General features: G+C 71.0%; 20 protein-coding genes. 14 read left to right on the forward strand and 6 right to left on the reverse strand.

What is annotated here, in order from left to right; translation table 11 throughout:
- Positions 1–158: 158 nt before the first annotated feature.
- The gene (locus NRF20_RS32430) at positions 159–1,589 is read left to right on the forward strand and encodes an aminotransferase class V-fold PLP-dependent enzyme (protein WP_398629679.1); all 1,431 of its coding nucleotides are present in this window, start codon (positions 159–161) and stop codon (positions 1,587–1,589) included.
- Positions 1,590–1,672: 83 nt separating this feature from the next.
- On the opposite strand, the gene NRF20_RS32435 is transcribed toward NRF20_RS32430, so the two are convergent.
- Together NRF20_RS32435 and NRF20_RS32440 are read right to left on the reverse strand one after the other, a co-directional pair.
- A complete protein-coding gene (locus NRF20_RS32435; protein WP_093543818.1) occupies positions 1,673–1,954 on the reverse strand; it encodes an Lrp/AsnC family transcriptional regulator in 282 nt (93 codons plus the stop codon).
- Positions 1,951–2,703 carry a rhomboid family intramembrane serine protease gene (locus tag NRF20_RS32440; protein ID WP_398629678.1) on the reverse strand — a complete coding sequence of 251 codons (753 nt, stop codon included), beginning with the start codon at positions 2,701–2,703 and terminating at the stop codon, positions 1,951–1,953. The genes NRF20_RS32435 and NRF20_RS32440 overlap by 4 nt, the downstream gene beginning before the upstream one ends.
- Positions 2,704–2,864: 161 nt before the next feature.
- Here NRF20_RS32440 and NRF20_RS32445 point away from each other — a divergent pair, with 161 nt between their 5' ends.
- The 5 genes from NRF20_RS32445 to NRF20_RS32465 all read left to right on the forward strand — a co-directional run bounded on the left by NRF20_RS32445 (position 2,865) and on the right by NRF20_RS32465 (position 8,362).
- A complete protein-coding gene (locus NRF20_RS32445) occupies positions 2,865–3,107 on the forward strand; it encodes a hypothetical protein (protein ID WP_093893615.1) in 243 nt (80 codons plus the stop codon).
- Between the two features lie 37 nt (positions 3,108–3,144).
- On the forward strand, positions 3,145–4,506 hold the full coding sequence (locus NRF20_RS32450) for an NYN domain-containing protein (RefSeq protein WP_398629677.1): 1,362 nt from the start codon (positions 3,145–3,147) through the stop codon (positions 4,504–4,506).
- A 284-nt stretch (positions 4,507–4,790) separates the two neighbouring features.
- Positions 4,791–5,819 (forward strand): NlpC/P60 family protein, encoded by a 1,029-nt coding sequence (locus NRF20_RS32455; RefSeq protein ID WP_398629676.1) that lies wholly within the window; start codon positions 4,791–4,793, stop codon positions 5,817–5,819.
- A 237-nt stretch (positions 5,820–6,056) separates the two neighbouring features.
- A complete protein-coding gene (locus NRF20_RS32460) occupies positions 6,057–7,088 on the forward strand; it encodes an NlpC/P60 family protein (protein ID WP_398629675.1) in 1,032 nt (343 codons plus the stop codon).
- 17 nt (positions 7,089–7,105) lie between these two features.
- The gene (locus tag NRF20_RS32465; protein ID WP_398629674.1) at positions 7,106–8,362 is read left to right on the forward strand and encodes a hypothetical protein; all 1,257 of its coding nucleotides are present in this window, start codon (positions 7,106–7,108) and stop codon (positions 8,360–8,362) included.
- A gap of 11 nt (positions 8,363–8,373) precedes the next feature.
- On the opposite strand, the gene NRF20_RS32470 is transcribed toward NRF20_RS32465, so the two are convergent.
- A complete protein-coding gene (locus NRF20_RS32470; protein WP_398629673.1) occupies positions 8,374–9,621 on the reverse strand; it encodes a glycosyltransferase 87 family protein in 1,248 nt (415 codons plus the stop codon).
- Between the two features lie 108 nt (positions 9,622–9,729).
- On the opposite strand from NRF20_RS32470, the gene NRF20_RS32475 reads away from it, so the two are divergent.
- Positions 9,730–10,872: a glycosyltransferase family 4 protein gene (locus NRF20_RS32475; protein ID WP_398629672.1), complete on the forward strand. Its 1,143-nt coding sequence runs from the start codon at positions 9,730–9,732 to the stop codon at positions 10,870–10,872.
- A gap of 90 nt (positions 10,873–10,962) precedes the next feature.
- Here NRF20_RS32475 and NRF20_RS32480 read toward each other — a convergent pair whose 3' ends face one another.
- Positions 10,963–12,759 (reverse strand): AMP-dependent synthetase/ligase, encoded by a 1,797-nt coding sequence (locus NRF20_RS32480; protein ID WP_398629671.1) that lies wholly within the window; start codon positions 12,757–12,759, stop codon positions 10,963–10,965.
- A 280-nt stretch (positions 12,760–13,039) separates the two neighbouring features.
- On the opposite strand from NRF20_RS32480, the gene NRF20_RS32485 reads away from it, so the two are divergent.
- The 6 genes from NRF20_RS32485 to NRF20_RS32510 all read left to right on the forward strand — a co-directional run bounded on the left by NRF20_RS32485 (position 13,040) and on the right by NRF20_RS32510 (position 18,128).
- Positions 13,040–13,846: a metallophosphoesterase gene (locus tag NRF20_RS32485; protein ID WP_398629670.1), complete on the forward strand. Its 807-nt coding sequence runs from the start codon at positions 13,040–13,042 to the stop codon at positions 13,844–13,846.
- 107 nt (positions 13,847–13,953) lie between these two features.
- Positions 13,954–14,403, forward strand: coding sequence for an SRPBCC family protein (locus NRF20_RS32490; RefSeq protein WP_266361911.1), 450 nt, complete (start codon positions 13,954–13,956; stop codon positions 14,401–14,403).
- A 4-nt stretch (positions 14,404–14,407) separates the two neighbouring features.
- Entirely contained in the window at positions 14,408–15,733 is a 1,326-nt protein-coding gene (locus NRF20_RS32495) for an ArsA family ATPase (protein WP_413753778.1), read from the forward strand.
- A gap of 83 nt (positions 15,734–15,816) precedes the next feature.
- A complete protein-coding gene (locus tag NRF20_RS32500; RefSeq protein ID WP_266361913.1) occupies positions 15,817–16,275 on the forward strand; it encodes a DUF5304 domain-containing protein in 459 nt (152 codons plus the stop codon).
- A 74-nt stretch (positions 16,276–16,349) separates the two neighbouring features.
- Positions 16,350–17,291 carry an ROK family glucokinase gene (locus tag NRF20_RS32505; RefSeq protein ID WP_398629668.1) on the forward strand — a complete coding sequence of 314 codons (942 nt, stop codon included), beginning with the start codon at positions 16,350–16,352 and terminating at the stop codon, positions 17,289–17,291.
- 78 nt (positions 17,292–17,369) lie between these two features.
- A complete protein-coding gene (locus tag NRF20_RS32510; protein ID WP_413753779.1) occupies positions 17,370–18,128 on the forward strand; it encodes an endonuclease/exonuclease/phosphatase family protein in 759 nt (252 codons plus the stop codon).
- A gap of 42 nt (positions 18,129–18,170) precedes the next feature.
- On the opposite strand, the gene NRF20_RS32515 is transcribed toward NRF20_RS32510, so the two are convergent.
- Positions 18,171–18,914, reverse strand: coding sequence for a hypothetical protein (locus tag NRF20_RS32515; RefSeq protein WP_413753780.1), 744 nt, complete (start codon positions 18,912–18,914; stop codon positions 18,171–18,173).
- Positions 18,907–19,686, reverse strand: coding sequence for an alpha/beta hydrolase (locus tag NRF20_RS32520; RefSeq protein ID WP_266365665.1), 780 nt, complete (start codon positions 19,684–19,686; stop codon positions 18,907–18,909). Before NRF20_RS32520 ends, NRF20_RS32515 begins: the two co-directional genes overlap by 8 nt.
- Positions 19,687–19,895: 209 nt before the next feature.
- On the opposite strand from NRF20_RS32520, the gene NRF20_RS32525 reads away from it, so the two are divergent.
- Complete coding sequence (locus NRF20_RS32525; RefSeq protein WP_382898901.1) at positions 19,896–20,624, forward strand: lysophospholipid acyltransferase family protein; 729 nt, start codon at positions 19,896–19,898, stop codon at positions 20,622–20,624.
- The last annotated feature ends 37 nt before the right edge of the window (positions 20,625–20,661 follow it).

A 20,661-nucleotide genomic window follows, 5' to 3' on the forward strand; every position in this document is an offset into this window, starting at 1 on the left:
GCCAGCCCCCGGGGTCCTGGTCCCTAGGGAGTCTCTTGTGAGCAAGCGAATGCGATAGGGCTTACCGGCCCTCCTCCGCACCCCCATTTTCACTTCCTGCTGCGCTGCCGCGTATCCGCCGGCGCATGCAATTCGCCTGCCTGTTAAGGGAGTTCGCCATGTCTGTCTTCACCGCTGCCGTCGATCAGTCGCTTTGTGCCCCTCTGCCGGTTCTGGGTAAGGATGTAACGGTTCCGTTGGTCACGGGTGGTGAAGTCACGTACGCCGCTCTCGACTACGCCGCCAGCGCCCCGGCCCTGCAGCGCGTCTGGGACGACGTCGCCGCGTACGCCCCGTACTACGGCAGCGTCCACCGCGGCGCCGGGTACCTCTCGCAGCTCTCCACGGACCTCTTCGAGAACAGCCGCGCGACCGTCGCGGAGTTCCTCGGCTGCCGCCTTGAAGGGGGTCCGGACGAAGCCCGGTCGGGCAAGGGCGGTGGTGGGCGGCGGGAGGGCGACCAGGTGATCTTCACCCGCTCGACCACCGACTCCCTCAACCTGCTGGCCGCCGTCGTCCCCGCCGACTGTCAGGTCTTCGTGTACGAGACCGAGCACCACGCCTCGCTGCTGCCGTGGCGCGACGCCCGGGTGACCTACCTCAACGCCCCGCGCACCCCGGCCCAGGCCGTCGAGACGCTGGAGCGGGCACTCGCCGACCGTGACCCCTACGGCCCTGCGCTGGTCTGCGTCACCGGCGCCTCCAACGTCACCGGCGAACTGTGGCCGGTCAAGGAACTGGCGGCCGCCGCGCACGCGCACGGTGCCCGGATCGTGCTGGACGCCGCGCAGCTCGCCCCGCACCACCCCATCGACATCGCAGAGCTGGACGTCGACTGGGTCGCCTTCTCCGGACACAAGCTGTACGCGCCGTTCGGCTCGGGTGTGCTCGCGGGCCGGGCCGACTGGCTGCAGGGCGCCGAGCCTTACCTGGCCGGCGGCGGAGCCTCGCGCAAGGTCGCCCGCCGCACGGACGGCGGTGTGGACGTCGAGTGGCACTCCACCGCCGCCCGCCACGAGGCCGGTTCCCCCAACGTCATCGGCGTGTACTCCATCGCCTCCGCCTGCAGGGCGCTGACCGAGGCGGGCTTCGACAACCTGGTCGCCCGGGAGCAGCAGCTCGTCACCGCGGTCCGGGCCGGACTCGCCGGGGTCCCCGAGGTCAAGGTGCTCTCGCTGTTCGGCGACGACGCCCCGCGGGTCGGCGTCATCTCCTTCGTGGTGGAGGGCTGGAACAGCTCGCACTTCGCGGCCGCGCTCTCCGCCGAGTACGGCATCGGGGTCCGCGACGGACTGTTCTGCGCCCACCCGCTGGTCCGTACCCTGCTGGGCAGCGACCCGCAGGAAGTCGGCGAGTGCGGCGCGCCCGAGGCCGAGCCGGGCGAGGGCTCGCTCAACGCGATCCGGGTGAGTTTCGGCGCCGGTACGCCGGACGAGCACATCGAGCGATTCGTGCGCGCGGTCAAGGAACTGGTGAGCAAGGGCGCCCGGTGGAAGTACCGCACCGAGGACGGCCGCTGCGTCCCGGACCGGGGCGCAGCGCAGCTCTGACGGGCGCGCAGCACTGCGGCGGGGGACGGGCTCGGCTGTGCCCGTCCCCCGCCGCAGTGCTACGCCGTAATAGGGGGGCGTACCTACGCGTCGAGGCCGATGGCGAAGGCGGCCTCAAGGTCGTGCTGCGAGTACGTACGGAAGGCCACATGCGTGTCGGTGGCCTCGACGCCGGGGATCTTGCTGATCCGGCCGGGGATGACGTCCGCCAGATCGTCGTGCTTGGCCACCCGGACCATGGCGATCAGGTCGTACGTACCGGTGACCGAGAAGACCTCGCTGACGCTGTCCAGCGCTGCGATGGCCTCGGCGATCTCGGGAATCCGGTCCACGCTGGTTTTGATGAGCACGATCGCGGTGATCACGGCTGGCTTTCTCCCTCGGTGGCCGTGGCTGGAGTCCTCACTCTATCCGTACCCCGGTAACGCCCCCAGGCGTAGAGGAAGCCGAGGGCGAAGCCGACCACATGGGCCAGATAGGCCACGCCGGGGCCCCCGCTGTCCGCGCCCTGGACCGCCAGCCACTGCAGAACGAACCAGAAGATCAGCACGATCCAGGCGGGGAAGCGCAGCGGCAGGAAGAAGAGGAACGGGAACAGGCTGGTGACCCGGGCCCTGGGGAACAGGTAGAGGAACGCCCCCAGCACCGCCGAGATCGCCCCCGACGCACCGACGAGCGTCTCGTCGGACGAGGCGTGCGCGGCCGCATAGCCGGCCAGGGCGAGATAGCCGCAGCCGAGATAGAAGAAGGTGAACTCGGCATGGCCCATGCGCTCCTCGGTCATCGCCCCGAACACGTACAGGAAGAGCATGTTGCCGAGCAGATGCAGCCAGCTGCCGTGCACGAAGAGGGCGGTGAGCGGGGTGAGCAGGGCGCGTGCGGAGCCGTCCCACAGCTCGCTCGGGATCACGCCCCAGCGTTCGAAATACCCGGCCTGGGCGGCGAGCAGGGCGTCGGCGGTGCCGTAGGACGGGTTGAAGCCGGAGAGCGGACTGATCAGGAAGACCAGACAGCACAGGGCGATCAGGGCGTAGGTCACCGGCGGTCCGCCCGAGGTGACCGTCCGTAGGAGTCCACTGGTGAATCTGGCGGCCGCAGCCCGCCGATCGATCATGAACAGAGCATGACGCAAGCGGAGGGAACGGGACAGACCGCCTCGCCGTGTCGGGGGGACGTGGCCAGGCCGTAGGGTTACGGCAGGACATCCGCAGTTCGACGGCGCACCGCGAGATCCTTGAAGCAGGCGGCACGAGGCTCGACGAAAGAGGACGCACGATGACGACGGTTCCCCAGCCGACCGACGGGACCCGCTGGCGCTGCACGCTCTGCGGAAATCTCACACGGTTCGATGTGACGCGTTCCTCCAAGGTCATCGAATACGTCCATCTCGACCTGGCCGGGGAGTCCACCGTCGAGGAACGCGAGGTGGTCAGTGAGACCATCGAGTCGGTGCGCTGCCGGTGGTGCAACGCGGTGGATCAGATCGAACTGGTGGACAGGCCGGGTGCCGACTCCTGACGGGGCCGTGCGGACAGACAATTTGGGGTGACGGATGGTGGAGCAGCCCGCTAGCGGCGCCGAGTCGGCCGAGGCGGCCGACGACGCCGTCGAGGCGCTCGACCGCCCGCTGCCCGAGGGCGTACGACGGCGGGTCGTCGCGCTGGTCTCGGACGCGTTCGGCGGCCTGACGGTCACCGAACTGCCAGCCCAGCTGAGACAGTACGCCCGCTTCACGCCGACCCGGCGCGCCAAGTTCGCCGGGAACGCGATGGCGGCCGCGCTGGAGGGCGACGCACTGTTCCGGCAGCGCATCGGCGAGCGGCTCAAGGAGGAGCAGCCGGAGCTGACGGCCGCGCTGGAGGCCGGTTCGCCGCCCGCCGCAGCCGACCCCGTCGATGTGGCCGCCGCGGCTTACGTGCTGCGCCCGGCCGGCTGGGTAAAGCTGGTCACCTCCGCCGGCGAGGAGGCTCAGCGGGCCGATGCCGAGCGCGCCGACGAGGAGAGCCGCCGCGAGCTGGAGCGGCTGCGCGAGGAACTCGCCCAGGCCCGCTCCCAGACGAAGAGCGAGACCGAACGGCTCCGCGGCGAGCTGGACACGGCCCGCAAGGAGGCCGAATCCCTTCAGCGCAAACTGCGCAGTGTCGCCAACGAGGTCAAGCGCGGCGAGGCCGCGCTGCGCCGCAGCCGGGCCGAGACCGACGCCGTACGGTCCGAGGCGGCCGCCCAGGTCTCCGCGGCCGAGAGCGAGTCCCGTCGGCTCAAGGCACGGCTCGGTGAGGCCGAGGCGTCCGTCGAGGCGGGCCGCAGAGCCGCCAGGGAGGGCCGCTCGGTCGAGGACATGCGGTTGCGGCTGCTGCTGGACACGGTGCTCGACGCGGCGAGCGGGCTCCGCCGCGAACTGGCCCTGCCGCCTTCCTCGATCCGCCCCGCGGACAGTGCCGACGCGGTGGAGCCCGGCAGGATGTCGCCCAAGGACATTGCCGCAAGGGCCCTTTCGGAGACCGACCCGGCTCTGCTCGACCAGCTGCTCGCGCTGCCGCAGGCGCATCTGATCGTGGACGGCTACAACGTCACCAAGACCGGCTATCCGCAGCTCCCGCTGGAGAAGCAGCGGCTGAGGCTGCTGGGCGGTCTCGCGGTCCTCGCGGCGCAGACCGGCGCCGAGATGACCTGTGTCTTCGACGGGGCCGAGCTGGCCGCCCCGGTGCTGCTCGCACCGCCGCGCGGGGTCCGGGTGCTGTTCAGCAAGCCCGGTGTGACCGCTGATGAACTCATCCGTCAACTGGCGCGCGCCGAACCGCCGGGCCGGCCGGTCGTGGTGGTCTCCACCGACCGTGAAGTCGCCGACGGTGTGGCGAAGTCGGGCGCCAGGCCCGTTGCGTCCGTCTTGCTCCTGAAGCGCCTTTCGCGCGTCTAGTGGCACTTGCCGGGTCTCGGCGGAAATCAGGGAACGGACCGTCAAGTCGCCGCTACACCCCGTGTGTCGTGGGTAAAGAAGTGCAGCCCGTGACGAGATTTTTCTTGTGAGGATTTGAACTGATCACAAGTTGGTCACTAGGGTCGGGCCTCGAACCTTCGCACGGTTGATCACCCATCCGGGGTGACAGCGAAGGCACCGCCGAGTCCGTGACGTGCACGGAGCCGGGGATTCAAGTCCCCCACAGCCCGGTAGGCGGCTCGAGGAAGAAGGAGCTCGCCTCCGTGGCGTCCCACCGTCGTCCCAAGCAGCCGAGCCGCGCCCGTGTGACCGTGCTCACCGCGACCGCCGCCGCGGCCGTGGCCCTGACCTCCCAGGCGGCCCACGCCGACCCGAAGCCCTCCAAGGGCGAAGTCAAGTCCGAGGTCGAGAAGCTCAGTCACGAGGCCGGCGAGGCCAACGAGAAGTACTACGGTGCCAAGGAGAAGCAGCAGAAGCTGGAGAAGGAAGTCGGCGCGCTGCAGGACAAGGTGGCCCGCGGCCAGCAGGAGATCAACAACCTGCGCAACGGCCTCGGTTCGCTCGCCGCCGCTCAGTACCGCTCCGGTGGCATCGACCCGTCGGTGCAGCTCTTCCTCTCGTCCAACCCGGACACCTTCCTCGACGAGGCCTCGGCCCTTGACCAGTTGACGGCCAAGCAGACCGAGACCCTGGGGAAGATCCAGGAGAAGCAGCGGGTCCTCGCGCAGCAGCGCAAGGAGGCCCAGGACAAGCTCGGTGACCTCGCGGACGTACGCAAGACGCTCGGCGAGAAGAAGAAGGATCTCCAGACCAAGCTGGACAAGGCGCAGCGCCTGCTCAACTCGATGACCGAAGCCGAGCGCGCGAAGATGCGCGAGGACCAGCAGCGCGCCAGCCGCTCCGCGGGCGACCGGGTCGACCTGGGCAACGAGCTCCCCGCCTCCGCCTGGGGTGCCGCCGCCCTCAACGCCGCCAAGACCCAGGTGGGCAAGCCGTACGGCCGCGGCGGCACCGGCCCCGGATCCTTCGACTGCTCCGGGCTGACCCAGTGGGCCTACGCCCAGGCCAACGTCCAGATCTCCCGGGTCACGTACACCCAGGTCAACGACGGTGTCCACATCGGGCGCAGCGCGCTGAAGCCGGGCGACCTGGTCTTCTTCAACAACACCTCGCACGTGGGGCTCTATGCGGGCAACAACACCCTCCTGCACGCCCCGTACCCGGGCACGTTCGTCCGCTTCGAGTCGATGGACACCATCGGCAGCTTCCAGTTCGGCGTGCGCGTCGGCTGACGACGCCCGAACGGGCGAATTCCCGCGCCCGCGCAGACAGCCCGCCCCGCCGGAGACCACAGGTCACCGGCGGGGCGTCGCCGTTTCTGCCGCCCTGCCGCCCGACGCGGCCTTTGGTCGCTCCGTAATCGTCCGACTACTGTCTGCCTGCCGTGCAGCTCCCGGTCGTCGGTCCGCCCGCCCCGGGTGGCAGGGGCTGCGCACATCTGCGTACAGCGGAAGGGAGTGCGGCGTCCTGTGGTGTCCCATCGCCGTTCCACACAGCCCGGCCTCAACCGGGGCGCCCGGGTCACTGTTCTGTCGGCCGCCGCGGCGACCGCGGCCGCCACACTCGGGGCGGCCACCGCGAACGCCGGCCCGCAGGACACGCCCCGGACCGCCAAGGCCCGGGTCGACCGGCTGTACAGCGAGGCGGAGCGGGCCACCGAGCAGTACAACAAGGCCGGTGAGAAAGCCGAACAGCTGCGCGGCGAGCTGAAGCGGACCCAGGACCGGGCGGCCCGCGACCAGGAACGCCTCAACCGGATGCGTACGGCGCTCGGTTCGGTGGCGAGCGCGCAGTACCGCTCGGGCGGCCTCGATCCCTCGCTCGCTCTGCTGCTCTCCTCCGATCCGGACACCTACCTCGACCGGGCGGCCACCCTGGACCGTCTGACCGAGCATCAGGCCACCGAGCTGCGGCAGCTCCAGCGGGCTCAGCGCTCTCTCGCACAGACTCGCGCGGAGGCCGCCCGGGCGCTGGCCGATCTGGAGCGCAACAGGGCGGCCGCCACCCGCCACAAACGGACCGTCGAGCGCAAGCTCGCCCGGGCCAAGCAGCTGTTGGACGCGCTGCCCAGCGCCGACCGGGCGGACTTCGAGCGGTCCTCGCGCTCCGGCCGTGACGACGCGTTCCCGGCCATGGCCGTTCTGCCGGCCGGCTCCGCACGGGCCGCCGCAGCCGTCATGGCGGTCCGGGAGGCGCTGGGCCGCCCGTACGTCTGGGGGGCCAACGGACCCGCCGGATTCGACTGTTCCGGGCTGATGCAGTGGGCGTACGCCCAGGCCGGGGTCAGCCTGCCGCGCACCTCGCAGGCCCAGCGGTACGCGGGACGCATGGTGCCGCTCTCCGAGGCCCGCCCCGGCGACCTGGTCGCCTACCGCGCGGACGCCGGCCACATCGGCATGTACGTCGGCAACGGCCAGGTGATCCACGCCCCGTACCCGGGCGCCCCGGTGCGCTACGACCCCGTCGGCATGATGCCCGTCTCCTCGGTCACCCGCATCTGACCCGTACCCTCGACCGGGTGGCTGACAGGCGGCGTACCGCACGGCGGGGACGTAACGGAGGACGGCGCACGGCGGGAGTGCTGCTCGCCGGGCTGCTGTTCGCCTCCGCCTGCGCGGCCCCCGGCGACGGTGCAGCCCCGGACTCCACCGCCCGCGGCATCCGCGCCACCCTGGACCGCCGCGCAGCCGCCGTGCTGGAACACGACACGGACGCCTATCTGGCCGCCATAGACCCGCGGGCCACCGGGTTGCGCACGGCCCAGCGCAGGGAGCTGGACAACCTCGCGGACATACCGCTGAGCTCATGGACGTACCGGCTGACGGACGTGACCGGACAGGGCACCGACCGGGCGACCGCGGACGTACAGCTGCGCTACCGGATCAAGGGCTACGACGCCGCCCCGGTCGCCGCGGACCGGGTGCTCGATCTGAGACGGGACAGCGCGGACGGCCGCTGGTACATCGTCGGCGACCGGGCGGGCAAGGACGGCGGCCGGCAGCTCTGGCAGCAGGGCGATGTCCAGGTGGTGGGTGGAAAGCACAGCCTCGTCCTCGGGGTCGGCCGCACCGAGCAGGAGCTGCACCGGATCGCCCGGGCGGCGGACCGCGCGGTGCCCGCCGTCTCGGACGCCTGGCCGGAACGCTGGGCAGGCCGCGTAGTGGTGCTCGTACCGCACACCGTCCAGGACATGGCGGATCTGCTGGGGTCACCGGCGGCGAACTACCGGGGCATCGCGGCCGTCACCACCGCGCAGACCGGCGGTCCGGGCCGGGGGCCCGCGGACCGGGTGATCGTCAACCCTCAGGCGTACGGCATGCTCGGCACCTTCGGGCAGCGGATCGTCCTCACCCACGAGATCACCCATGTCGCCACCCGCACCCGCACCTCCGCCGCCACCCCGACCTGGCTCTCCGAGGGCTTCGCGGACTGGGTGGCCTACCGCGCCGAGGACCGTACCGCCGCACAGGCCGCGCCCGAACTGGCCGGCGCCGTCCTGCGCGGCGATCTGCCCGCCGAGCTCCCCGCGGACGAGGACTTCGGCTTCGCGGGAGACGCCGCGCGCCTGGCGAGGGCGTACGAGGGCGCCTGGCTGGCCTGCGAGCTGATCGCCGACCACTGGGGCGAGGAGAAGCTGTTCGCCTTCTACCGGGCCGTCGGAGGGCACTCAGGGCGGGACGGGGCGGTGGAGCAGGCCATGCAGGAGGTGCTCTCCACGACCCCGCAGGACTTCACAACCCGCTGGCGGGAGTATCTGCGCTCCCGGCTCGGCTGAGCGGGACGCACTCAGGAGCCGACCGGCTCAGCCTCCAGGCCGACGCCGGACCGGGCGGCCGGCGGCCGCCCGCCCTCGCGGCCCCCGGACACCGTCTGTCGCCACAGCTGCCGGCAGGCGATCAGCGTCGCCGCGACCAGCAGGCCGTTGCGCAGGAACATCAGCGTCACGCCCGTCGCGTCGCTGGTCACCACATGGACGAACCCGAGCGGGAACTCCAGCTGAGTGACGCCCGTGGCGAGCAGCACCAGAACGGCCGGCAGCCCCATCCGGCTGTCGCGGAAGACCAGGCAGACCGCCGCCAGGCCGACCAGCCACAGCATGTACTGGGGGCTGATCACCCGGCTCGTCGTCGTGAACAGCAGCACCGCCGTGAACGCCGCGTCGGCCGGGGTGTTCACCCGGAAGTCACAGGCCCGCAGCCGCCACACCAGCAGCCAGCCGAAGGCCACGACGGACAGGCCGAGAGCGAGCGTGCTCACCAGCGGCACATGCGGACCCAGGAACTCCAGCGAGCCGTAGTGCAGCTCCACCCGGCCCTGCCAGCCGAACTGCCGCCACACATGGAAGACCAGCGCCCCCAACGACTCGACCTCGGTGCCCCGGTCGCGCTGGAAGCCGAGAAAGGCCAGCGCACCGGGCATCGCCAGGGTGCAGACCACCAGCAGCCCGGCCGCCGCCACCGCCGCGGCCGACCACGCCCGGCGCGTCTGCGGCCCACGCGCCGTACCGACCAGGATCAGCACCGGCCACACCTTCAGCAGCGCACCCACGGCGGCCAGTACCCCCAGCATCCGCGGATGCCGCATCCCCGCAAGCAGCGCCGCCACCGCCACCGCCGCCACCATCACGTCGTAGCGGGCGTACGCGGTCGTACCGAGCAGCGGCACCCCCGCCACCCACACCCAGGCGCCCGCCGTCCACCGGCCGGTCCGGCGGCCCGCGTACAGCAGCAGCCCCAGCACCAGTCCGTCGCACAGGAACGCGAGGACGAAGAAGGCCGAGGCGTAGTCCAGGAACGGCAGCAGGGCGGGGGAGAGGATGGCGAGCGCGGCGAGGGGCGGGTACTGCCAGGTGACGTCGGACCGCGGGTACGTACCGCTCTTCAGGACCTCGGACCAGCCGTGGTAGATCACCGAGACATCACTGGTCACGTCCGGTCCGGGCAGTGTGATCACCTTCGTGACGCAGAGCAGCAGCGCGACCCTGGTGAGGGCCCACACCGCTACAGCGAGCCGCGCGCCGGTCGATCCCGTCATGGACTCCTCATCCGTTTCGTCAGTGGGTGCTCGGCGAGTAGGACGAGCCATGATGCCCGCCCGGCCTGTGCGAGCCATCGGCCCGGCCGCCCGGTACTGTCGGCCGGGATGGACAAGACCCTGATCGTGACCAACGACTTCCCGCCCCGCCCCGGCGGCATCCAGGCATTCCTGCACAACATGGCACTGCGCCTGGACCCCGGACAGATCGTCGTATACGCCTCCACCTGGAAGCGCAGCCCCGAAGGTATCGCGGCCACCGCCGCCTTCGACGCCGAGCAGCCGTTCACCGTCGTCCGGGACCGTACGACGATGCTGCTGCCGACCCCGCGGGTCACCCGGCGCGCGGTGCAGCTGCTGCGCGTACACGGCTGCACATCCGTCTGGTTCGGCGCCGCGGCCCCGCTCGGGCTGATGGCTCCGGCGCTGCGCAGGGCAGGTGCCCGCCGTCTGGTCGCCACCACGCACGGGCACGAGGCGGGCTGGGCCCAGCTGCCCGCGGCCCGGCAACTGCTGGGAAGGATCGGGGAAAGCACGGACGCGATCACCTACCTGGGGGAGTACACCCGCTCCCGGATCGCCACCGCACTCAGCCCCGAGGCGGCGGACCGCATGGTCCAACTGCCGCCCGGCGTCGACGAGAAGACCTTCCACCCGGACTCCGGCGGGGACCTGATCAGGGCCCGGCTCGGGCTCTCGGACCGGCCCGTCGTCGTCTGTGTGTCACGGCTCGTGCCGCGCAAGGGCCAGGACACGTTGATCCTCGCGATGCCCGCGATCCTGGCGCAGGTGCCGGACACGGTCCTGTTGATCGTCGGTGGCGGACCGTACGCCGAGGAGCTGAAGCGGCTGGCCGAGGAGACGGGGGTCGGCGACTCGGTGCGCTTCACCGGGCCGGTGCCGTGGGACGAACTGCCTGCCCACTGCGGCGCGGGCGACGTCTTCGCCATGCCGTGCCGGACCCGTCGCGGCGGCCTCGACGTGGAAGGCCTCGGCATCGTCTTCCTGGAGGCGTCCGCGACCGGACTGCCGGTGGTGGCGGGCGACTCGGGCGGCGCGCCGGACGCCGTGCTCGACGGCGAGACCGGGTGGGTGGTGCGCGGCGGCTCCGTGGAGGAGTCGGCCGACCGGATCGTCACCCTGCTCCGTGACCCGGAGCTGCGGCAGCGGATGGGGGAGCGGGGGCGGGCCTGGGTCGAGGAGAAGTGGCGCTGGGACCTGCAGGCCGACAGGCTTCGTGCGCTGCTCTGACCCCATGTGACGCGGTACGCCGAGGAGGCCCGCGCCACATGAGAGGGGGCCCGCACACGCCGTGCGGGCCCCCTCACGCGTACTTCGGGGTCAGCCCCGGTAGATCGACTCGACCTCGTCCGCGAAGTCCTTCGCCACCACATTCCGCTTCAGCTTCAGCGACGGTGTGATGTGACCCGCCTCCTCGGTGAACTGGGATGCCAGGATGCGGAACTTGCGTACCGACTCCGCCTTGGACACTGCGGCGTTCCCGTCGTCCACCGCCCGCTGCACCTCGGCCAGCAGCTCCGGGTCCTCACGCAGCGACACGGCCGTCGAGCCGGCCGGCTTGCCGTGCTCCTCGGCCCAGCGGCCCAGGAACTCCTCGTCCAGGGTGATCAGCGCGCCCACGAACGGCCGTCCGTCGCCGACCACCATGCACTCGGCGACCAGGGCGTGCCCGCGGATGCGGTCCTCGATCACCGCGGGAGCGACGTTCTTGCCGCCCGCCGTGACGATGATCTCCTTCTTGCGTCCGGTGATCGCGAGATAACCGTCCTCGTCGAGCGTGCCGATGTCGCCCGTGTGGAACCAGCCGTCGGCCAGCGCCTCGGCCGACGCCACCTCGTTGTTCCAGTAGCCGGTGAACAGGTGCTCGCCGTGCAGCAGCACCTCGCCGTCGTCGGCGATCCGGACGACCGAGCCGGGCAGCGGCTGGCCGACCGTACCGATCTTCTGCCGGTCCCACGGATTGAACGCGGTGGCCGCGCACGTCTCGGTGAGGCCATAGCCCTCAAGCACCGTGAAGCCGATACCGCGGTAGAAGTGGCCGAGCCGCTCGCCCAGCGGTGCGCCGCCGGAGATCGCGTACTCGCCGCGTCCGCCGAGGACGGCCCGCAGCTTGCTGTAGACCAGCCGGTCGAAGACCTTGTGCTTGAACTTCAGGCCCATGGACGGGCCCTGAGGGGTGCCCAGCGCGCGGCTGTACGCGATCGCCGTGTTCGCGGCCTTGTCGAAGATCTTGCCCTTGCCGTCGGCCTGCGCCTTGGCGCGCGCCGAGTTGTAGACCTTCTCGAAGACCCGCGGCACACCGAGGATCAACGTCGGCCGGAAGGAGGCCAGTTCATCGGTGAGATTCTTGATGTCCGGTACGCAGCCGAGCTTGATCGGGGCCATCACCGAGGCCACCTCGACCAGCCGTCCGAAGACATGCGCGGCGGGCAGGAAGAGCAGCACCGAACACTCGCCGGTACGGAAGAGGGGCTTCAGCCGCTCCACCACATTGCCGCACTCCGCGAAGAAGCTGCGGTGCGTGAGCACACAGCCCTTGGGACGGCCGGTGGTGCCCGAGGTGTAGACGATGGTGGCCGGGTCGTCCGCCTTGGCGCTCGCCATCCGCAGGTCCAGGGTCTCGTCCGAGACGTCCTCGCCGGTCGCCGACAGTTGGCGGACCGCGTCGTCCTCGAACTGCCAGATGCCCTTCAGGGCAGGCAGGTCCGCCTGGACCGAGACCACGGAGGCCTGGTGCGCCTCCGACTCCACGATGCACAAGGCGGCACCGGAGTCACCGAGGATCCACTGGATCTGCTCGGGCGAGCTGGTCTCGTACACCGGGACGGTGACCGCGCCCGCGCTCCAGATTGCGAAGTCGAGCAGTACCCACTCGTAGCGGGTGCGGGAGAGCAGGGCCACCCGGTCGCCCGCTTCGATGCCCGCGGCGATCAGGCCCTTGGCGACGGCTCTGACCTCGGCCAGGAACTGTGTGGCGTCGACATCGGTCCACACTCCCGCCACTTTGCGGCTCATCACCGCAACATCGGGATGCTGAGCGGCATTGCGGCGGATGAGATCCGTCAGGTTGCCGTCCGAGGGGACCTCGTACAGGGCCGGAAGGCTGAACTCGCGCAAGACTGCTGCTCCTCATCGGGCTCCGGTGCCACGGCTCTGTGTGACGCACCGGCTGCGGTCCAAGAATGGCGGGTGCTCAGTGAGGTGAGCACGACTGGACTGCCCGGACGTTACCCACCGGTACTCGGTTCCCGATAGAGGGTTCCGGCTAGATGTCTTATGCGTCACACACAACGGTGATCCTTGCGCGCACAGTAGTCCACTGCGGTTACCACCCGGAGGTCGTCGCAGGTCCGGCGGCCTCTACCCAGGTGGACAGCAGAGTTCTAGGGTGATCGTCATGCCAGCCGGACCGAACAGCCGAGAAATCTCGACCGCACGGCGCACGCGCGTTCATGTGGTCAGTGACGTGCACGGCAGCACCGAGGCCCTGGCCCGCGCCGGGGACGGCGCCGACGCGCTGATCTGCCTCGGTGACCTGGTCCTCTTCCTCGACTACGCCGACCACTCGCGCGGCATCTTCCCCGATCTGTTCGGCGTGGAGAACGCCGACCGGATCGTCGAACTGCGCACCGCTCGCCGCTACGAGGAGGCGCGCGAGTTCGGCCGCGGCCTGTGGGCGGGCATGGACCGCAACGCCGCGATCGTCTCGGCGGTGCGCAAGCAGTACGCCGAACTCTTCGCCGCCTTCCCCACTCCGACGTACGCCACCTACGGCAACGTCGACATTCCCGACCTGTGGCCCGAGTACGCACGCCCGGGCACCACCGTCCTCGACGGCGACCGCGTCGAGATCGGCGGCCGCGTATTCGGCTTCGTCGGCGGCGGCCTGAAGACCCCGATGAACACCCCGTACGAGATCAGCGACGAGGAGTACGCGGCCAAGATCGAGGCCGTCGGCCCGGTGGACGTGCTCTGCACCCACATTCCCCCCGATGTGCCGGAGCTGACGTACGACACGGTGGCGCGCCGCTTCGAACGCGGCAGCCGGGCCCTGCTCGACGCCATCCGCAGGACCCGCCCCCGGTACGCACTGTTCGGCCATGTCCACCAGCCGCTGGTCCGCCGGATGCGGATCGGCACCACCGAATGCGTGAACGTCGGCCACTTCGCGTCCACCGGCAGGCCCTGGGCCCTGGAATGGTGACCGCACCGGCGCCGGACCCTGGAACGAGGCGCCGCGCACACGCGATAGCCTTCTGACGGCAGGCCTCTGCCGACGCACCGGTACACCGCACTGGAGGAGCCACGGCGATGGCTGAACACACCAGCTCGAGCATCACGATCGAGGCGGCGCCGGCCGACGTCATGGGAGTGATCGCCGACTTCGCCCGCTATCCGGAGTGGACCGGCGAGGTCAAGGAGGCCGAGGTCCTCTCCACCGACGACCAGGGCCGCGCCGAGAAGGTCCGTCTTGTCCTCGACGCCGGAGCGATCAAGGACGACCACACCCTCGCGTACACCTGGATCGGCGACTACGAGGTCAGCTGGACCCTCGTCAAGTCCCAGATGCTGCGCGCCATCGACGGCTCCTACGCGCTGGCCCCGCTCGGCGACGGCGACCGCACCGAGGTCACCTACCGGCTGACCGTCGACGTCAAGATCCCGATGCTCGGCATGATCAAGCGCAAGGCCGAGAAGGTCATCATCGACCGCGCCCTGGCCGGCCTGAAGAAGCGCGTCGAGTCCGTTCCGAAGGCCTGACCCGGTGCGTACGGTCCTCGTCACCGGCCCCGGCGGCGCCGGCCGTACCACCGTCGCGGCGGCGACCGCGCTGGCCGCGGCCCGTCGCGGACGCCGCACCCTGCTGCTCTCCGCGGACGCCATACCCGGCTTCCCCGAAGGCACAGAACCCACCGAGGTCACGGACGGCCTGTGGTCCGCCCGCATCGACTCCGGCGAACACTTCCGCAGCGAACTGCTCACCCTCCAGAACCAGGCGTCCGGCGTGCTCGACCTGCTCGGCGGGAACCGGCTGGACGGCGAGGAACTCACCGAACTCCCCGGCAGCGCCCAGCTCGCCCTCCTGCACGCCCTGCGCCGCGCCGCCCAGGGCGACTGGTCGCCGGGCGGCTACGAACTCCTCGTCGTCGACCTGCCGCCGCTGCGCGAAGCGCTCGCCGTACTCGCCCTGCCCGAACAGCTGCGCCGCTATCTGCGCCGGCTGCTGCCCCAGGAACGCCAGGCCGCACGCGCCCTGCGCCCGATGCTCGCCCAGCTCGCCGGCGTACCCATGCCCGCCCAGTGGCTGTACGAGGCCGCCGCCCGCAGGGACGCCGAGCTGGCCGCCGTCCAGGCACTGATCGAGGACCGCAACACCACGCTGCGGATGGTCGCCGAACCCGGCCCCGCCGCCGAGGACGCCCTGCGCACCGCCCGCACCGGACTCGCCCTGCACGGACTGCGCGTCGACACCCTCGCGGTGAACCGGGCACTGCCCAGGCACTCCGGCGACCCCTGGTTCGCAGCCCTCGCCGCGCAGCAGGAGAAGACCATCGACCACTGGTACGAGGAATGGGTGCCCGCGGCAGCCCTGTGCGAAGTTCCCCACCTCGGCCGCGATCCCCGGGGCCTGGACGACCTCACCCTCCTCGACACCGGAGCCGGCTGCACCGTCTTCGAGGAGGCGGGCACCGGCGGCGGCCTCTTCGAGGGCGACGGACTCGCCGCGGAACTGGACGACCGGAGCCCCGGCCGGGCCGACGACCCCTGGTGGATCGAGGACCCGAACGCCCCGGACGGCCTCGACGAGCTGCGGCCGCTGCTGCCCGGCAGCCGGATCGTGGCCGCCCCGCCGCCCGGCGAGGGCGACTCCGTTCTGGTCTGGTGCCTGCCCCTGCCCGGCGCCGACAAGTCGGACCTCCAGCTGGTGCGCCGCGGCGACGAACTGCTCCTCACCGTGGGCCCGTTCCACCGGATCGTCCCCCTGGAGTCCGGGCTGCGCCGTTGCACCGTCTCCGGCGCCGCCCTCACCGACGGGGTGCTCCGGGTCCGGTTCACGCCGGACCCCGGTCTGTGGCCCCGGACGAGCTGAACGGCGCATCACGGTTCGGGTAACGTCGGTAGTACGTGCCCCGTATGCCGGGCCGCCGGCAAACCACGTCGCAGGAGTCCGCCATGAGCGAAGCCACCGATCGTCCCGTCGACGACGACGCGTGGGCGAAGGCCTGCGCCGAGGACCTCGAAGCGGAGAAGGCCCGCCGCCGCGCCCAGCAGGGCCCGCCGCCCGGCTCCGCAGCCGAGGAGCTGCGCAAGCTGGTCGACGCCGTGGCCGACAAGGTCTCGTCCCTCCGGTCGCCGCTGTTCGGCGCGGCGGCCCAGGGCACCGTGCAGCAGATCATCAAGCAGGCCAAGTCCGCCGTCGAGCCCGTCATCGAACGCAACCCGGACGTCTTCGACCACATCGCCGCGGCCGGCAACGAACTCCTCGCCGCCTACCGCTCCGCCGTGGAAGGCCAGGAACGCCGCTGGACCCAGGGCGCCGGGGCCCCCGCAGGCACCGAAAAGAAGGCCGGCGACCCCACCGACCCGCGCGACGAGGGCCCCGCCGCGGGCGAACACATCGACCTGGACTGAGCGGCACCGATGGGTCGGGTCCCCGGCTCGGGTACCGTTGGCCACAGCGGGGCTCGACCGAAACTGAGGGATTCATGGGACTCACCATCGGCGTCGATATCGGCGGCACGAAGATCGCAGCTGGAGTGGTCGACGAAGAGGGACAGATCCTCTCGATGTTCAAGGTGCCGACCCCGCCGACGGCTGACGGCATTGTCGACGCGATCGCGACGGCCGTGTCCGGTGCGAGCGAGGGCCACCAGATCGACGCCGTCGGCATCGGCGCCGCCGGATATGTCGACGACAAGCGCGCCACCGTGCTGTTCGCGCCGAACATCAACTGGCGGCACGAGCCGCTGAAGGACAAGGTCGAACAGCGCGTCGGCCTTCCGGTCGTCGTCGAGAACGACGCCAACGCCGCCGCCTGGGGCGAATACCGCTTCGGCGCCGGACAGGGCCACGACGACGTCATCTGCATCACGCTCGGCACCGGTCTCGGCGGCGGCATCATCATCGGCAACAAGCTGCGCCGCGGACGCTTCGGTGTGGCCGCCGAGTTCGGCCACATCCGGGTCGTCCCGGACGGCCTGCTCTGCGGCTGCGGCAGCCAGGGCTGCTGGGAGCAGTACGCATCCGGGCGCGCACTCGTCCGGTACGCGAAGCAGCGCGCCAACGCCACCCCCGAGAACGCCACGATCCTGCTGTCGCTCGGCGACGGCACGGTGGACGGCATCGAGGGCAAGCACATCAGCGCGGCCGCCCGGCAGGGCGACGCGGTGGCGATCGATTCGTTCCGCGAGCTGGCCCGCTGGGCCGGCGCCGGACTCGCCGACCTCGCCTCGCTCTTCGACCCGTCCGCGTTCATCGTCGGCGGCGGCGTGTCGGACGAGGGCGAGCTCGTCCTCGACCCGATCCGCAAGTCGTTCCGGCGCTGGCTGATCGGCGGCGAATGGCGTCCGCACGCCCAGGTGCTCGCGGCCCAACTGGGCGGCAAGGCAGGCCTGGTGGGCGCGGCCGACCTGGCCCGCCAGGGCTGAACCACCCGGAACCGGACAGAGCCGGACGCCCGTCGTGCCCCCTGGGGAGCGGCGGGCGTCCGTCGTATCGTGAGGCGCATGGTCCTGACGCCGCTGCCCGACTCCCGTACCGAGCCGGACGGTTCGGCCGTCATCAGAGTGCTCAGCTACAACGTCCGGTCGATGCGCGACGACCGCGAGGCACTGGCCCGCGTCATCAGCGCCTGCGCCCCCGACCTCGTCCTCGTCCAGGAAGCCCCGCGCTTCTTCCGCTGGCGCAAGCGCGCCGCCTGGCTCGCGGCCCGCACCGACCTGGTCGTCCTGAGCGGCGGCGCCACGGCGGCCGGGCCGCTGCTGCTCTGCTCGCTGCGGGCCGCCGTGGAGCGGACGGAAGACGTGCTGCTGCCACTCACCCCCGGACTGCACCGCAGGGGCTTCGCCACGTCGGTGGTACGGATCGCGGGCACCCGGATCGGTCTGCTGAGCTTCCATCTGAGCCTGCAGCGCGACGAACGCCTGGCCCAGGCGCAGATGCTGCTGGAACGGCTGGACGCGATGGGCGTCGAGCACGCCATCGCGGCCGGCGACCTCAATGACGTGCCGACCGGGACGGCGTTCCGGCGGCTGGCCGGGCGGCTCCAGGACTGCTGGGCCGTGAGGCCGTGGGGTGACGAGAACACCTTCTCGCCGGACCATCCGCGGCGGCGCATCGACGCCGTGTTCGCGACGCACGGGATCGAGGTGCTCGGCTGCGGTGTCCCCGCAGGGCTGCCCGGTGTCACCGACGCGGACCTGCGGGCGGCCACGGACCACCTGCCGGTACTGGCGGCACTACGGGTGCCCGCGACCAGGCCCTGAGCTGCACGGCAGCAGCTCAAGGCCACCTCGACCGGCCCGGTCTCAGACCACCGCTCCGCGCCCCGGGTCGTCGCCGTCCTCGTCGTCGTCCTCCATCCGCGCCACCAGCGTGACGAAACCGCCCAGGAATCCGCCGATGCAGACCGTCGTGAGCCACCAGGTCATGTCCCACCGCAGCAGCACCGCGACCAGCATCAGCACCGGACCGCCGACGACCGCGAGCCAGGCGAACTTCGCCGTGACATCGGCCTCCGGCAGCGGCGGCGGCTCCGGAGGGACGAAATGCCCCTCGTCGCTGTCGTCGATGTCGCCGTCCTTCGGCTCCTCGAGCTCGTAGTCGCGCGGACCGGCGACGCCGGGGGCGAACACGATCGAGCTGCCGAGCGGCTTCTCCGGCGGCTTCGGGGTCTTCTTCCCGACCCCCTTGTCCGGATCCAGGACCCCCGACTGATCGTCCTCCGGCAGTGCGAGATCCTCGATCGACCTGAACGGCTTGGCGCCCGGCGGGTCCGGCGGCTCCTCGCCGTACCCCGCCACGATCGCCTGCCACACGGCGTCCTCGTCGATCGACCGGTCGGACCGCTCGCCGTCGGCGCCCGGCGGCACTTTCTGGGCAGCGGCATCCTGCGGACCCGTACCGTCGTCGGGGACGGACGTTCCCTCCGCGGGAAGAGCAGCTCCTTCCGCGGGAAGAGCCGCCCCCTCCGCGGGAAGAGCAGCTCCTTCCGCGGGCAGGGGCTCGCGTCCCTCCTCGCTGCCCGCGCGCTCCGCGTCGTGCTCAGCCACCTGACGTGCTCCCCTTCTTTCCTGCGCTCGGAGCGAGGCGGCCGATGAACCGGTAGCTCTCGTCGAAGATCCGCTCCGCATCGTGGTCCAACGTCGCCACGTGGTAGCTCTGTTCCAGCAGGATCTCCTCGACATCCGTCGACGACACCCGGCTGAGGATCCGGGCCGAGTCGGCGGGCGGCACCACATGGTCCTGCGGGCTGTGCAGCAGGACGATCGGCTGGGTGACCTGGGGCAGCTCGGCGTCGACCAGTCGGAAGAAATTCCGCAGCGAATGCGCCGCGTGCAACGGCACCCGGTCGTACCCCACCTCGGCGGAGCCCTCCAGGGCGATATCGCTCGCCAGCCCCTTCGTCGTCCGCACCAGATGGCGGGCGACCGGCAGCGCGTACGCCGACAGGCCGTGCACCTTGTTCGCCGGATTGACGAGCACCAGACCGCTGATCGTGTCCCCGTGCTTCGCCGCCAGCCGCAGCGTGAGCGCTCCGCCCATGGAAAGCCCGAAGACGAAGACCTGGCTGCACTGCTCCATGAGGGCACGCAGCTCCCGGTCCACCTCCGCGTACCAGTCCTGCCAGCCCGTGAGCTGCATGTCCTCCCATCGGGTGCCGTGCCCGGGCAGCAGCGGCAGCGAGACGGTGAGCCCGCGCTCCGCCAGATAGTCGGCCCAGGGGCGCAGCGACTGCGGGGAACCGGTAAATCCGTGACAGAGAAGGACGCCGACCTCTCCGCCCTCGTGGCGGAACGGCTCGGCTCCAGGCAGGACCGGCACCGGGGTCTCCTGTTCGTGAGGCTCGAAGGGGAGCGAAAGGGGGAGTGCAGAAGGATTACTTCACCGTACGCGACCGGACCGACACCGACCAGGGCCGTCACGGCCCCGGCCGCCGCCTCGGCTCCGTGCCGGGCGGGAGCGCGGACGGCACCACGGGTTATGGTCTGTCGGACAGCACACAGGAGGCACCCGAGTTGATCTACGGCGCAATGAAGTTCTCCATCGGCGGGTCGTTGAAGCTCGCCTTCAGGCCATGGGTGGAGGGCCTGGAGAACATCCCCGCGCAGGGACCGGCGATCCTCGCGAGCAACCACCTGTCGTTCTCCGACTCCTTCTTCCTGCCGGCCGTCCTGGACCGCAAGGTCACCTTCATCGCCAAGTCCGAGTACTTCACCGCGCCCGGCGTGAAGGGCAAGCTGACCGCCGCCTTCTTCAAGGGCGTCGGCCAGCTCCCGGTGGACCGCTCGGGTGCCCGCGGCGCCGGCGAGGCGGCCATCAAAGCGGGCATCGAGGTCATCGAGAGCGGCGGGCTCTTCGGTATCTATCCGGAGGGCACCCGCTCGCCCGACGGCCGTCTCTACCGCGGCAAGCCCGGCGGGCTCGCCCGGGTGGCGCTGGCCACCGGAGCGCCCGTCATCCCCGTCGCGATGATCGACACGGAGAAGATCCAGCCGCCGGGCCAGGTGATCCCCAAGCTGATGCGCCCGGGGATCAGGATCGGCAAGCCGCTCGACTTCAGCCGCTACCACGGCATGGAGGGGGACCGCTTCATCCTGCGCTCGGTCACCGACGAGGTGATGTACGAGATCATGAAGCTCTCCGGCCAGGAGTACGTCGACATCTACGCGACCGCCGCAAAGCGGCAGATCGCCGACGAGGCGAAGCGCCGCGCCGAGGAGCAGAAGCACGCGGCCAGAGAGTCCGGAACGCAAGGGTGACGGAACGGTCCGGCGCGTAACCGCGTCGTTTCCGGGG

The sequence above is a fragment of the Streptomyces sp. R-74717 genome (assembly GCF_047305335.1).
GTDB classification, from domain to species: domain Bacteria; phylum Actinomycetota; class Actinomycetes; order Streptomycetales; family Streptomycetaceae; genus Streptomyces; species Streptomyces atratus.

Bases quoted from the DNA above. Each gene is read 5' to 3' on its own strand.
- NRF20_RS32500 (WP_266361913.1), top strand. From the start codon at position 15,817: ATGAGCGAAGCCACCGATCGTCCCGTCGACGACGACGCGTGGGCGAAG.
- NRF20_RS32445 (WP_093893615.1), top strand. From the start codon at position 2,865: ATGACGACGGTTCCCCAGCCGACCGACGGGACCCGCTGGCGCTGCACG.
- NRF20_RS32510 (WP_413753779.1), top strand. From the start codon at position 17,370: ATGGTCCTGACGCCGCTGCCCGACTCCCGTACCGAGCCGGACGGTTCG.
- NRF20_RS32430 (WP_398629679.1), top strand. From the start codon at position 159: ATGTCTGTCTTCACCGCTGCCGTCGATCAGTCGCTTTGTGCCCCTCTG.
- NRF20_RS32525 (WP_382898901.1), top strand. From the start codon at position 19,896: ATGAAGTTCTCCATCGGCGGGTCGTTGAAGCTCGCCTTCAGGCCATGG.
- NRF20_RS32490 (WP_266361911.1), top strand. From the start codon at position 13,954: ATGGCTGAACACACCAGCTCGAGCATCACGATCGAGGCGGCGCCGGCC.
- NRF20_RS32485 (WP_398629670.1), top strand. From the start codon at position 13,040: ATGCCAGCCGGACCGAACAGCCGAGAAATCTCGACCGCACGGCGCACG.
- NRF20_RS32475 (WP_398629672.1), top strand. From the start codon at position 9,730: ATGGACAAGACCCTGATCGTGACCAACGACTTCCCGCCCCGCCCCGGC.
- NRF20_RS32470 (WP_398629673.1), bottom strand. From the start codon at position 9,621: ATGACGGGATCGACCGGCGCGCGGCTCGCTGTAGCGGTGTGGGCCCTC.
- NRF20_RS32505 (WP_398629668.1), top strand. From the start codon at position 16,350: ATGGGACTCACCATCGGCGTCGATATCGGCGGCACGAAGATCGCAGCT.
- NRF20_RS32440 (WP_398629678.1), bottom strand. From the start codon at position 2,703: ATGATCGATCGGCGGGCTGCGGCCGCCAGATTCACCAGTGGACTCCTA.